Origin of the sequence: Chitinimonas sp. BJB300 (genome assembly GCF_002735695.1) — a bacterium.
Lineage (GTDB): Bacteria > Pseudomonadota > Gammaproteobacteria > Burkholderiales > Chitinimonadaceae > Chitinimonas.
On record NZ_PDZH01000112.1, the window covers coordinates 1 to 13,425 of the forward strand.

Annotated in this window: 10 protein-coding genes and 1 pseudogene; all 11 read left to right on the top strand. The window is 52.3% G+C overall.

Features of this window, described 5'->3' with window-relative positions; genetic code table 11:
* Positions 1–376: 376 nt before the first annotated feature.
* Positions 377–2,950, top strand: coding sequence for a CHASE2 domain-containing serine/threonine-protein kinase (locus CSQ89_RS16560; RefSeq protein ID WP_099407213.1), 2,574 nt, complete (start codon positions 377–379; stop codon positions 2,948–2,950).
* The gene (locus tag CSQ89_RS16565) at positions 2,947–3,777 is read left to right on the top strand and encodes a Stp1/IreP family PP2C-type Ser/Thr phosphatase (RefSeq protein ID WP_233203253.1); all 831 of its coding nucleotides are present in this window, start codon (positions 2,947–2,949) and stop codon (positions 3,775–3,777) included. The genes CSQ89_RS16560 and CSQ89_RS16565 overlap by 4 nt, the downstream gene beginning before the upstream one ends.
* 22 nt (positions 3,778–3,799) lie before the next feature.
* Positions 3,800–4,615 carry an FHA domain-containing protein gene (locus CSQ89_RS16570; protein ID WP_099407214.1) on the top strand — a complete coding sequence of 272 codons (816 nt, stop codon included), beginning with the start codon at positions 3,800–3,802 and terminating at the stop codon, positions 4,613–4,615.
* A 5-nt stretch (positions 4,616–4,620) separates the two neighbouring features.
* Positions 4,621–6,846, top strand: a complete 2,226-nt coding sequence (locus CSQ89_RS16575) for a CHASE2 domain-containing protein (RefSeq protein ID WP_099407215.1) — start codon at positions 4,621–4,623, stop codon at positions 6,844–6,846.
* 50 nt (positions 6,847–6,896) lie between these two features.
* Complete coding sequence (locus CSQ89_RS16580; protein WP_099407216.1) at positions 6,897–7,664, top strand: MBL fold metallo-hydrolase; 768 nt, start codon at positions 6,897–6,899, stop codon at positions 7,662–7,664.
* Positions 7,665–7,670: 6 nt separating this feature from the next.
* A complete protein-coding gene (locus CSQ89_RS16585) occupies positions 7,671–10,037 on the top strand; it encodes a GspE/PulE family protein (RefSeq protein WP_099407217.1) in 2,367 nt (788 codons plus the stop codon).
* Between the two features lie 44 nt (positions 10,038–10,081).
* Entirely contained in the window at positions 10,082–11,683 is a 1,602-nt protein-coding gene (locus CSQ89_RS16590) for an HD family phosphohydrolase (protein ID WP_099407218.1), read from the top strand.
* A 37-nt stretch (positions 11,684–11,720) separates the two neighbouring features.
* Positions 11,721–11,957, top strand: a complete 237-nt coding sequence (locus CSQ89_RS23875; protein ID WP_374701368.1) for a prepilin-type N-terminal cleavage/methylation domain-containing protein — start codon at positions 11,721–11,723, stop codon at positions 11,955–11,957.
* 81 nt (positions 11,958–12,038) lie between these two features.
* Positions 12,039–12,126, top strand: a pseudogene (locus CSQ89_RS22965) (prepilin-type N-terminal cleavage/methylation domain-containing protein); the annotation flags it as partial.
* Between the two features lie 149 nt (positions 12,127–12,275).
* On the top strand, positions 12,276–12,641 hold the full coding sequence (locus CSQ89_RS16605) for a hypothetical protein (protein ID WP_099407220.1): 366 nt from the start codon (positions 12,276–12,278) through the stop codon (positions 12,639–12,641).
* A 333-nt stretch (positions 12,642–12,974) separates the two neighbouring features.
* Positions 12,975–13,425 (top strand): hypothetical protein (locus CSQ89_RS16615; protein ID WP_441302618.1); only part of this gene is annotated, 451 nt, incomplete at its 3' end.

The window sequence follows — 13,425 nt, forward strand, 5'->3', positions numbered from 1 at the left end:
TGCCTGAGCATCAAGACGCAGAAGAACCCATTCGCACTTTGCCGCAAGTTACTGATCAACGCCTCCCGCGCGGCTTATGATCAGTTACAGCTGCTTCTCGCAGCTACTGCGTAACATCAGTTACTAAGGGTAAATGAGCATTCCGAGGGTGTTTTCAACGCCGTATCGCCGACGCGCAGCAGACATTGAACAGGTTATCAGGCGTCATTGACTCGATGATGGATTCATTGTGGCAATGAACCCGGGAAGGGGAGGGGCGGCAGACATATCCGTCCTTGTATATGCGGTTTAGTGTGGAAGCAGCCTATATGCTAGCTTTGCCGCCGCTTGCCATCTAATCTTGCTGCAATCATAAGCGAGCAGTTCGGGAGCATCAATGAAAGCGCCATTCTGGAAAACGGACTGGTTTGTCGGGCTGGCGGTGGTGGTGGTGTTTGCTGTGATCGGCCTGACGACCAATCTGCTGGCCGCCCTGGAGCGTAAGGCTTACGACAGCGGACTTAGCCTGACCGAGCGGCATCCAAGTGACCGGGTTGCGATCATCGCCATCGACCAGACTAGCATCGACAATATTGGTCGCTGGCCGTGGTCTCGCGATGTGCATGCCCAATTGCTGGATAAACTGGCCGCAGGCAAACCCAAACTTATCGTCAGTTCCGTGCTGTTTACCGAGCCGCAGGAAGATAAGGGGGCGGTTTATATCAAACAGCTCCTGAAACTCTATCGCGAACAACGGGCAAGCCACAGCGCAGCAGAGGTTGCGGGGGCGATGGGTGAAGTGGCTGCCGAGCCGGCTGGGCCAGACCACTTTGGCGCTTTGCTGGAAGAGGCCGCTGCCAAGCTGGATTTCGACAGCCAATTGGCTGTCAGCGTGGCGCATGCCGGTAATGTTTTACTGCCTATGTTGCTTGATCCGGGCGAGCCCAAAGGCAACCCTGACAGCGAAACGCCTGCTTATGTACAGCGAAATGAAGTGGGTGGCGGTGGTGACCCAAGCGGAGGATTGCCGGTGCCCAGCATACGCATGGTGGCCCCGATCGCTGCCATTGGCAGCAAAGCCGCCGGCATTGCCCACTTGACCGGGCTGCCCGACCTGGCGGATGGCGTAGTGCGCGTAGAGCCGTTGGTGATGCGCTATTACGATAAGCTTTATCCATCGCTGGCCTTGCTGGCGGTAGCCAAGAGCTTGAACCTGCCGCCAGACCAAATCGTGACCAAGTATGGTCATTCGGTACAACTGGGTGGTTTGACCCTGCGTACTGACGCCAATTCAGCGCTGCTGACGTATTTCTACCCCGACCAAGGCAACCAGCCTGCCTTTACGACCGATTCTTTTTTTGATGTGCAATCGGGCAAGGTGCCGGCTGCCAAGTTCCACGACAAGATCGTACTGATTGGTACGACAGCTTCCGGGTTGGGCACAACCTTTGTAACGCCACGTGGTGTGGGCATGTCGCCAGTCAATATGCTGGCGCACAATGTTTCCAGCATCATGCAACAGCAATATTTCACGGCCCCAAGCTGGGCGTATTGGCTCAAACTGTTGCTCTGCCTATTGGTGGGAGCATATCTGATGCTCTTATTGCCGCGCCTCAAGGCTGGCCCTGCCGCATTTTTGACGGCGGGTTTGTTTACGTTACTGGTAGTGACTCACTTTATCTTGATGTCGACTCAGATGATCTGGTTGGAATTGATGACGCCGGCAGCTTTGCTTCTGTTTGGCCATCTGGTGCTGACGACTAAACGCTTCTTGTTGACCGAGCGGGGTAAGGAGCAATCTGAACTAGGGGCGGCGGAATCAAATCGCATGCTGGGTTTGGCATTCCAGAACCAAGGCCAGCTTGATATGGCCTTTGACAAGTTCCGCAAGGTACCGATCGATGAGTCGATGATGGACACGCTTTACAATCTGGCGCTGGATTTTGAACGCAAACGCCAGTTCAACAAGGCTGAGATGGTTTATCGCTACATGGCGGGCTTCAACCCCAAATTCAAGGATTTGGACCAGAAACTCAGCCGTGCCAAACAGCTGGCCGAGACGGTGGTGCTGGGTGGGGGTGGCATGGGTGGCAACGCGAGTACGTTGATTTTGGCGGGTGGCGCTGTCGAAAAGCCCATGCTCGGTCGTTATCAAGTAGAAAAAGAGCTGGGTAAAGGCGCGATGGGCATCGTCTATCTTGGTAAAGACCCCAAGATCGGCCGCGTCGTGGCCATCAAGACTTTGGCGTTAAGCCAGGAGTTTGAGGCCGATGAACTGGAAGATGCCCGTAAGCGCTTTTTTCGCGAAGCTGAGACGGCCGGGCGGCTCAACCATCCGAATATCGTTACGATCTACGATGCCGGTGAAGAGCACGACCTGGCGTATATCGCGATGGAATTTCTTAAAGGCAAGGATTTGGTGCCGCATACCAAGGCAGGCCAATTGTTGCCTATTATCGAGGTAATGAACCTGATCATACAGACGGCCGAGGCGCTGGATTATGCCCACAAGCAAAATGTGGTTCATCGCGATATCAAGCCAGCCAATATCATGTATGAGACCACGACCAAAATAGCGAAGGTGACCGACTTCGGCATTGCCCGCATTACAGATTCGAGCAAGACGCGTACGGGTATGGTCCTGGGGACGCCAAGTTACATGTCGCCCGAACAGTTGTCGGGCAAGAAGATAGATGGTCGGTCTGATTTGTTCAGCCTGGGCGTTATGTTGTACCAGATGACGGCTGGCGCACTGCCGTTTGTAGGAGAGTCGATGGCGGAGTTGATGTTTCGTATCGCTAATGAGTCCTACAGTAATCCCAAGGATTTGAATCCTAACCTGCCCGATTGTCTGGTCGACATCATTGACAAGGCAATGAAGAAAAACGCTGACGAGCGCTTTCAAACCGGACAGGAATTTGCCGATGCGCTCAAGCAGTGCGCGGCAACGCGTAAAGAGAATCGCCAATGACACAGCTAGCCAACGCGCTGGAGATGGTTGGGCTTACCGACCCAGGTATGGTGCGAGGCCATAATGAGGATGCCATTGATTTTGATCCGGCAGCCGGGTTGGTGATTCTGGCTGATGGCATGGGCGGCTATAACGCCGGCGAAGTTGCCAGCGGTATTGCAACGACCCTGCTGTCACAAGGTGTTAAAGCAGCGATTGAAGTCATGCCGCCTTATCTGCCGGAGGCAATGAGCCAAAAGCCCGCAGCCCACCGTATCCTGCGGCTGGAAATTGAAAAAGCCAATCTGGCTATTTTTCAGACGGCACAGCGCCAGGCGCAATGTGCCGGCATGGGTACTACCTTGGTCACCGGCCTGTTTTACGATAACAGGGTGACGGTTGCCCATATCGGGGATTCACGCCTGTATCGCTTGCGGGATGGCTTGTTGCAGACATTGACGCGCGATCACTCCCTCTTGCAGGAACAATTGGACAATGGGGTTATCACCAAGGAACAAGCCAAACAGTCGCAGAATAAAAATCTGGTGACCCGTGCGGTCGGTATCGACCCACAGTTAGACCCGGAGTTGAATGATTACGAGGTGCTGCTGGGTGATCTATACCTGTTCTGCTCCGATGGCCTCAACGACATGGTCGATGATGAAGAAATCGCCAAGGTCCTGAACAGCTTGAATACCGACCTGCCCCAGGCAGCTGGGCAGCTAATACAAATGGCGAACGACAATGGTGGGCGCGATAACGTCTCCGTCATTCTGGTTCGTATCAATCGAAAATTTCCCGCAGCGCGTGGCTTAGGCGCCCGCCTGATGGGCTGGCTTGGCCGCTGATGCGGTTTTAAAGGAAACACCAATGGCTAAATTAGTATTGAGCCTTGATGGCGTGATGTTGCGTGAGGTCAAACTCGAACGCGATTCGCTGCGTATCGGGCGTAAGCCTCACAATGACCTGCAGATCGACAACCTTGCCGTATCGGGCGAGCACGCCAGGTTGAACATCATTGGCCAGGAGCTTTTCGTGGAGGATCTGGACAGCACCAACGGTACGATGGTCAATGGAAAGCCGATACAGCGACAGTTGCTGCAGGACAACGACGTGGTCGAGATCGGAAAATACCGGCTCAAGTATCAAAGTGAGGGGGGTGTGAAGGCCAGTAGGCCTGTTCAGGATGATCTTGATCGAACCATGGTGATACGTGTCGGAGATTTGAAGCCTGTTCCCCCGGCTCATCAGAGTACATCGGCAGCACAAGACACCGTAATGGAATTGCCGATTGTGCCAGCGCCCGTTGCATCGCCCCCGGCCGCTGCTGCGGCCATGCCACCCGCTCCGGCGCCAGCACCGCAGACAGTAGCCCCAGCCCCTGAGCAAGTACCGAGTACAGCCGCGCCTGTAGCGGAAGCGCCAAGACCTGCTGCCATCAAGGTTTTATCGGGAGCCAATGCTGGCAAGTCGCTTGATCTGGTCAAGAACCTGACATCGCTGGGCAAGCCAGGTGTACAGGTGGCGATTATTACCCGCCGTCATACCGCGTATTTCCTTACCCATGTGGAGGGTGGCAATCGTCCTCAGATCAATGGCAGGCAAATTGGGGTCCAGGCCGAAGCGCTGAAGAACCACGATGTGATTGAGCTTGCCGGTATCAAGATGGAGTTCTTCTACAAGTAAACCGAATGAAAACGCTGCGTAGATACTGGCTGCAACTACTGCTGAGTACGCTGGTCCTGGGTTTTTTCCTCGGCTATGCCGACCAGCTATGGCGTCCGCGGGTTATCGAGCAGATTGATCTTTGGCTTTACGATGCACGCTTGGTCAAGACCATGCCGGGCGGAGTTGATCCGCGAGTGGTTGTGGTTGATCTGGACGAGAAGAGCCTGGCTGAAATGGGGCGCTGGCCATGGCCACGTAATTTGGTGGCGCAACTGCTCGACAAATTGACCCAGGATTACAAGGTTGCGGCAGTTGGCTTCGATATTGTGTTTGCCGAGAAGGACGACAGTTCTGGCTTACCCGTATTGAAGCAACTGGCGGGGACTACATTCAAGGATGACCCTGCATTTCAGTCGAAATTTGAGGGGCTGGCCAAGCAGCTCGATTACGATGCCCGTTTGGCCGATAGCTTGTACGAGCGCGCTGTGGTGTTGGGCTACTACTTCAGTTTCGAAGCCAATGCGAATCGCTCGGGCGTCCTGCCCAAACCCGTTTTGCCGGCTGGGATTTTCAAGGGCCGTAGTGTTTCTGCGATAGAAGCCCCGGGCTACGGCGCCAATCTGCCTGTACTGATGAGCCGGGCGAGCGCTTCCGGACATTTCAACCCCCTGACCGATATTGATGGCGTGACCAGGCGCGTTGCCATGCTGGTAGAGCATGAGGGGCGTTACTACGAGTCGCTCTCGTTGGCTATGGTACGAACCTATCTGAACTTCCCCCAGATTGAGCCCATTTATGGCGCTTCTCCGCTCAAGTCCTATCAGCCGCTGGAGTGGTTGAAGGTAGGGCCGTTGACGGTGCCGGTGGACGAGCATGTCCGTGCATTGGTGCCTTATCGTGGCAACGCACGTAGTTTCACCTATTTGTCTGCCAGCGACGTGCTCAAAGGGCGAGTTAATCGAGAGATTCTGGCGGGGCGCATGGTGTTGATAGGTACGACGGCGCCGGGGCTATTGGATTTGCGCGTTGCGCCGGTCGATGCGGTCTACCCCGGGGTGGAAGTACACGCCAATATGATTGCCGGCATGATGGACAACAGTTTGCCAGCGCAACCTGATTATCTACGCGCTGCTGAGATTCTCTTGATTTTCATCTGTGGCGTAGTGTTGCTGCTGGCGCTGCTTCGGCTCAGCCCTTTGGCGGGTACGCTGGTTACGGTTGCTTTGCTTGTAGTTGTAACAGCTGGCAATTTTATATTGTGGCAACGTGGCCATTTGGCGCTGCCCTTGGCGTCAACGTTGTTGTCCATTCTGCTGCTTTACGCTATTTCAATGGCATGCGGCTATTTCTTTGAATCGCGTAATAAGAAACAGATGGCCAGCCTGTTTGGCCAATATGTGCCGCCGGAATTGGTTGCAAAGATGAGCGAGCAACCGGAAAAGTATTCCATGGAAGGGCAAAGTCGTGAGCTGACAGTGTTGTTTTCCGATGTGCGTGGATTTACCACTATCTCGGAAAGCATGGATCCCAAAGAACTCACCCGTTTTATGAATGAGTTTCTTACTTCGCTTTCTGAAGTGATACGTACCCAGTATCTCGGCACGATCGATAAGTATATGGGTGACTGCGTAATGGCATTTTGGGGAGCGCCGATCCACGATCCTGACCATGCGCGCAATGCGGTACTGGCAGGTTTGGCTATGCAGCGCGCAATACGGGACTTGGGCCCCAGCTTACGTGATCGAGGTTGGCCGCCTATCGAAATTGGCATTGGTATTAATACAGGTCGAATGACGGTCGGGGATATGGGTTCTCAAATCCGTAAAGCCTATACAGTAATGGGCGATGCTGTGAATCTGGCTTCTCGTCTGGAAAGTATCACCAAGCGTTATGGAGTCGGCATGCTGGTGGGTGAGTCGACCCGCGCTGTGGCCGGGGAGACAGTAGTTTTCAGGGAGCTTGACCGAGTTCGCGTGAAGGGTAAGGATGAGCCTGTCACCATCTACGAACCCTTGGGGCTGGCGAGTGAAGTTGATAAAGCCTTAATTGGTGAGATTCAATTATTTCATCAGGTACTGAAGCTATACCGCAGTCAGAACTGGGACATGGCCGAGTTGCAGCTGTTGAATCTGCAAAAACAGCGGCCCGACAGTGTGGTTTATGCGCTCTACCTCAGCCGCATTGCGCATTTTCGTCAATTTGTGCCACCCCCAGACTGGGATGGCGTATATGAATTCGATAGTAAATAAGTGATGCCCCACTGCCGCAGTGCTGTGCGCAATGGGGTAGGGGACAAAATATGCGGCTTAAGGTGCTGGGTTGCAGCGGAGGAATAGGCGGCGGCCAGCGAACGACTTCTTTTTTGGTCGGGCGGCATACCCTGATCGATGCTGGTACCGGACTTGGCGACCTGTCTGTGGCCGAGTTGGTGCAAATCGACCATCTGTTCCTTACCCACTCCCACCTGGACCATATAGCGATGTTGCCGCTCTTGGTCGATACCGTTGGGGCGATGCGCCGTAAACCTTTGCTTGTCTATGCCAGTGCATCGACCCTGGCTATTTTGAGCGAGCACATCTTCAACTGGAAGGTCTGGCCCGATTTCCGAGTGATCCCTGATGCATCCGCCCCATTTTTAAGATTTGTGCCTTTTGAATTGGGTGATTCTATCCAGCCGGAAACCAACCTGACTATTACGGCGTTGCCTGCTTTGCATACGGTTCCGGCCGTGGGCTATCAATTAGATTCTGGCCGTTACAGCATTGTCTTTACGGGTGATACCACGGTAAATGATGCCTTCTGGCCTATCATCAATGGTATTGGGAATTTGAAGGCGCTCATTATTGAGACGGCTTTCTGCAACCACGAACGAGCGCTGGCTGAAGCTTCGTACCATCTTTGCCCAGCCATGCTGGCTAGCGAGTTGCAGAAACTGGCAAAGCCTGCCGAAATTCATATCACTCACCTAAAGCCCGGAGAGATTGAGCTAACCATGCAGGAAATAGGCGAACTAGCTGCTGCTTTCCGGCCAAAAATGCTCAAGAACGGCCAGGTCCTGGAGTTCTGATAGACCATGAGTCATGCCACCAAATCCCCAACGCCAGAGTTGAGCATCGAACTGGAATTCAGGCGAGATTTGCAGGCGGTCACCAACAAGATTCACGCCACAACCCATGTGGATGAGATCATGCTGGAGGTGAGTCAGGACATTTGCGACCTTTGCAATGCTGACCGACTAACCATCTATGTGATCGACGCTGAGCAAAAAACCATTACTTCCAGGGTTAAAACAGGGCTGAACTCCTCGCAGGACATCAAGCTACCGGTTAATGAGCAGAGTGTGGCCGGTTATGTCGCCCTGAATAAGAAGTTGGTGAATATCAAGGACGTCTATGACTTGGCGGAGTTGAAGCAGCTGAGTCCACAGCTTCATTTCTTGCAGGAAATCGACAATCGTACGGGTTATCGCACCAAGCAAATGATGGTGGCACCTGTGCTCGATGAAAAATCCAGCGAGCTGTTCGGGGTTGTGCAACTGATCAATAACCGTGCAGGACGCCCGTTCCCACCGCTGGTGGAGAAGGGGGCAATTGAGCTGTGCCATACCTTGGCCATTGCGCTGCGTCAGCGGCAGGGGGGCAGCCCGGTACTTGGGCGAGGTAAGTATGATGGCCTAGTGGCGGAGGGGGTGCTCTCTGCTGTTGAGCTGGAGCAAGCCATCAAGACAGCACGTGAGCAGGGGGTTGAAGCTGAGCAGGTCTTGGTCAATGAATACCGGGTAACAGTTGCTCAGCTGGGAGGGGCGCTTGCACGGTACTTTGGCGTGGATTACGAGCCTTTCAAGGCTGAACGAGTTCGTCCGCTGGATCTTTTTCGGACCCTAAAGCGCGAATTCGCGGAGTCTAGCTTGTGGCTACCGCTTGAGGAGTTGAAGGATGGCATCCTGGTCCTTACGCCCGACCCGGAAAGAGTGCGCAGCAATGGTCTTTTAGGCCAAGTCTACCCTGGCAAGAAGCTAATTTATCGCGTGTGTAGTCAGCAAGAGTTTCGACAATCGCTCGATCTTTTCTTTGGTGCGGGCCGTGACTTTGACAGTAGCAGTATTGGTGATTTGCTGTCGGGTATGGCTGAAGACGATGATGATGAGACCGGGCTAAGTGCTGAAGCGTTGTCCATGGCGCAGGACAATGAAGTGGTCAAGCTGGTGAATAAAATTATTATCGATGCTTACCATCAAGGCGCATCAGATATTCATATCGAACCTTTTCCTGGCAAAAACAAGACTGAAATCCGCTTTCGTAAGGATGGCTCTCTAGCCAACTATATCGAAGTGCCGGCCGGGTATCGCGACCCTATCGTGACGCGCTTGAAGATCATGTGTGACTTGGACATCTCAGAGCGGCGCAAACCGCAGGATGGCAAGATCAAGTTCAAGAAATATGGTCCCCTGGACATTGAGCTGCGAGTTGCCACGGTGCCTACGGCGGGTGGGATGGAAGATGTGGTCATGCGGATCCTGGCATCGGGTGACCCCATGCCGCTCGATAAGATGGGGTTCAGCAAACACAATGAAGTCACCCTCAAGCAGGTTATATCCAGGCCCTATGGTCTATTCTTTGTCTGTGGCCCTACGGGTTCAGGTAAAACTACCACCTTGCATTCGGTGTTGAAGTACCTCAATACCACGGAGACCAAGATTTGGACGGCGGAAGATCCGGTGGAAATCACCCAGAAAGGTCTACGTCAGGTACAGATGAATCCCAAGGCAGGGCTGACGTTTGCAACTGCCATGAAGGCATTCCTGCGTGCAGACCCGGATGTGATCATGGTCGGTGAAATGCGGGATAAGGAGACGACATCAACGGGTATCGAGGCATCGCTTACAGGGCACTTGGTGTTGGCAACATTGCATACCAACTCAGCACCTGAGTCGATTATACGATTGCTGGATATGGGCATGGACCCGTTTAATTTTTCGGATGCCCTGCTAGGTATTCTGGCGCAACGCTTGGCCAAGCGGCTTTGCAAATGCAAACAGGCTTATCAGCCTGATGAGGCCGAAATAGGGCTGATACTGACGGAGTATGCGGAAGAGTTGAAACATTCGACTCGATGGGCACAAGACCCCATCGTGGCACAGCAGACTTTATTGGATGAGTGGCGAAAGGAATATGCTGATAAGTCGGGCCGATTCACGCTATATAAGCCTGTGGGTTGTGATGCCTGTAATAAAACTGGATATAAAGGTCGCGTTGGTCTGCATGAATTGCTGGTCGGTACTGATGCCATCAAGAAAAAGATCCAGGAGCACGCAAGGGTGGCGGAGCTTTTGGTTGTAGCGCTGGAGGAAGGTATGCGGACTCTAAAGCAGGATGGGATTGAGAAAGTACTGCAAGGCGCTACGGATCTTCATCAGGTGCGTGCAGTGTGTATCAAATAGCGTAGTAGTCAGGCTTCGCCCTGGCTACGGGTGAGATCAAGTCTATGCAGAGCGCTGACGAACTCATGCTGCACCTTGATAGGCTGAATGCTATCGGCATCGCCCTATCCAGCGAACGAGACATCAATTGTCTTGTCGAGCACATCCTGATTGCAGCCAAAGATTTGGTCAAAGCTGATGCAGGTACCCTTTATTTATTAAAGGATGACAAACTGTACTTCGAATTTGTTCGTACTTCTTCCCTAGGCATTGCTTTGGGTGGCAGTACGGGTAAGAAACCGCCCATTCCGCCTATCGCACTACATCGTCCGGATGGTTCATCCGACTTTAGTACTGTGGTTGGTTATGCTGCGCTAACTGGCCATACGATTAATATAGCGGATGCCTACCAAGCACAGGGCTATGACTTTTCAGGCACCAAGCACTTTGATGCAGTGAATGGCTATTTATCAAAGTCTTTCCTGACAGTACCGATGCGCAATCACGAAAATGAAATCATTGGTGTGTTGCAACTCATCAATGCGTTGGATTCTGCTGGTGAGATACAACCGTTCACCATTGCCGACCAGCGTTTGGTTGAATCGTTGGCTTCCCAGGCAGCAATAGCACTGACTAATCGACAATTGATTAATCAGCTTGAGGCGCTATTTGAGGCGTTGATTAAACTGATTAATGCTGCGATTGATGACAAAAGCCCCTATACCAGCGGCCATTGTGAACGGGTACCTGTATTGACCATGATGCTAGCTGAAGCAACCGATCGAGTTGATTGGGGACCATTCAAATCATTTAAGATGAGCGAGAAAGATCGCTACGAATTAAAAATTGCTGGGCTATTGCATGATTGCGGTAAAATTACCACGCCAGTTCACGTTGTTGATAAATCTACCAAGCTGGAAACCATATTCGACCGGATTAAATTGATTGATACCCGCTTCGAAGTGCTCAAACGAGACGTTGAGATTACCTTTCTACGTGGTGAGCTGTCTGAACCTGACTATCAACAGCGATTAATTCAATACGACAAGGACCGTGCTTTCCTACGGCAAATGAATTTGGGAGGTGAATTCATGCCTCCAGAACGACAGGAGCGGGTCAGGCAAATCGCAAGCTATCGTTGGACTGACGAAAATGGTCACTCTATTCCCTTTATCAGCGATGACGAATTGGAAAACTTGTGTGTCACCCGCGGTACTTTGACGGCTGGCGAAAGAAAAATCATCAACCACCATATTGATGTGACGATCAGCTTGCTGGAAGCGCTGCCGTGGCCTAAACACTTAACCAACGTACCTGAATACGCGGGTGGGCACCATGAACGTATGGATGGCAAAGGCTACCCAAGAGGGTTGACGCAAGAACAAATGAGCGCACAGGCCCGAATGATGGGTATTGCTGACATATTTGAAGCACTAACCGCACGAGATCGGCCATACAAGCCAGGTAAGACACTAAGCGAGTCGCTTGGAATTTTGGCTCGTATGACACGAGATCAGCACGTAGATGCAAGCCTTTTCGAAATTTTTATCCGTGAAAAGGTCTATCTAGATTACGCGAAAGCATTCTTGGAACCCGCACAGATTGATGCTGTAAATGAGGTTGAGCTGCTTAATATGGCCGCTGTAGTGATCAAGCAACCGGGCTAAGGCTCGTAGCTGGGCTTGAAGCTCGCCCTATATTGGAATGAAGGTTGCTGAAGGAGTCATCAAGATGAATTCTGGGCACGCGGTGATGTACCCACTACGAGAAGCCGGTTTTACGCTGATTGAGCTCATGATTGTCATCGCAATCATTGGCATCCTTGCGGCGATTGCTATCCCGCAGTTTGCTGAGTATCAGAAGAAAGCGAATGACAAAGCAGCGTTAACAGATGCGAGGAATGCACTTACGAAATTCCAGGCAAATGGCCCCAATAGTTAGTGGCACAGTATGTGCTTATGAATAGAATTATGAAATTGCTGAATGTAATACCTTGCTTTAACTAACCCTAGGAGTATCAGAATGAAAAAGCTTCAAAAAGGTTTTACCTTGATTGAATTGATGATTGTTGTTGCTATTATCGGTATTTTGGCTGCTATTGCGATCCCTCAGTTTGCTGAGTATCAGAAAAAGGGACAAGACAAAGCTGCTCAATCTGATGCTAAGAATGCATTAACAGCTTTTGTGTCATCTAATTCGTCACAGCAATAAGTTCGACAATTATTTTTTTGATTCAAAACAGGTTATTTGGAGAAAATTATGGACGCTAGAAACAAAACTGAACTTGTTGTTATGGGTGGCATGCTGGCTTTGTCATTGGCTGCACCTTTTGCTCATGCGGGAAGTGTTACCTCTTGTTCCGGTGATGTCAAAGCTCAGCAGGCAGACATCCAATCAAGTGCAGCTGGAGGTTATGTATTAGAGGCGTTTAAGCTAAATTGTTCTGCCAACGTGGTATTGGCTTATGATGGTGACGCGACGGCCGTTGGTGTTAAGTCGGCTAGCAAGAAAGGTATGCACACTTTTGGCGGCTCTTCAAATGGCGGTTCGGTTAAGCAGTGTGAGCCAACTAGTGTTAATACTGCAAACATTACCTTAACGGCGTCAATTACTACTGGTTGTTAGTAGCAGTATTTTGGTTTGAAGTGCAAAAAAGGCCGACTAGTCGGCCTTTTTCTATTATGTGCGCCCAGCATGGGCGCACTCCTGCGGGTGGAAGTCCCGCCGTAAGTTGATCACAACGAACGAAGTGAAGCGCAACTGCGTGAGGGCGACCGAGCGTGGGAAGGAAGCGTGGATCGTAAACCGCGAGCCGATGGACAAGAACCGGATAGAAGGCGCTGCCGAGCAGGGCGAGCGGGCATGACTCCGCGAAGCTCTCGTGATCAAGGCAAGGTGGCGTAAATCCGGCGGTTGTGCGGTGAAGGAGTGCGTTCTTACCTGGGAAGATCTCGCCTTATGCCTGAAAGGGCGACGGTTTTTAGCCGGTGCGAGAAGTCAGCAGAAGCCATAGTAGCTGCCAGTCTGGAGCGAAGGGCTGAACGAGAAGGAGAGTCTGTTTCCATGCTGCTTGGTGGTGCAAGGCATCAGAAGCCGGGGCGATCTGGGCGAACTGCTGGCGGGCGAGGTGAAGCCAAGCCTAAAGCAGTGCGTGATGAAGCACGACTGGCGCAGCAAGGGCAAGACAGCTCAGTGCCGGGGCTGCTGGAACGGGCTCTGGCGCGGGAGAACCTGATACAAGCGTGGAAGCGCGTCAAAGCGAACGTCGGTAGCGCTGGTGTGGATGGTCTGGACATAGAAGCCACCAAGGGCATGCTGCAAATGGCATGGCCGCAGGTACGGGATCAGTTGCTGAACGGGAGCTATCGGCCACTGCCGGTGCGCCGGGTTCAGATACCGAAACCGGACG

What these genes read in the sequence shown, in the direction of transcription:
- CSQ89_RS16560 (WP_099407213.1), top strand. Translation starts at nt 377, where the DNA reads ATGAAAGCGCCATTCTGGAAAACGGACTGGTTTGTCGGGCTGGCGGTG.
- CSQ89_RS16605 (WP_099407220.1), top strand. Translation starts at nt 12,276, where the DNA reads ATGGACGCTAGAAACAAAACTGAACTTGTTGTTATGGGTGGCATGCTG.
- CSQ89_RS23875 (WP_374701368.1), top strand. Translation starts at nt 11,721, where the DNA reads ATGAAGGTTGCTGAAGGAGTCATCAAGATGAATTCTGGGCACGCGGTG.
- CSQ89_RS16565 (WP_233203253.1), top strand. Translation starts at nt 2,947, where the DNA reads ATGACACAGCTAGCCAACGCGCTGGAGATGGTTGGGCTTACCGACCCA.
- CSQ89_RS16570 (WP_099407214.1), top strand. Translation starts at nt 3,800, where the DNA reads ATGGCTAAATTAGTATTGAGCCTTGATGGCGTGATGTTGCGTGAGGTC.
- CSQ89_RS16580 (WP_099407216.1), top strand. Translation starts at nt 6,897, where the DNA reads ATGCGGCTTAAGGTGCTGGGTTGCAGCGGAGGAATAGGCGGCGGCCAG.
- CSQ89_RS16585 (WP_099407217.1), top strand. Translation starts at nt 7,671, where the DNA reads ATGAGTCATGCCACCAAATCCCCAACGCCAGAGTTGAGCATCGAACTG.
- CSQ89_RS16590 (WP_099407218.1), top strand. Translation starts at nt 10,082, where the DNA reads ATGCAGAGCGCTGACGAACTCATGCTGCACCTTGATAGGCTGAATGCT.
- CSQ89_RS16575 (WP_099407215.1), top strand. Translation starts at nt 4,621, where the DNA reads ATGAAAACGCTGCGTAGATACTGGCTGCAACTACTGCTGAGTACGCTG.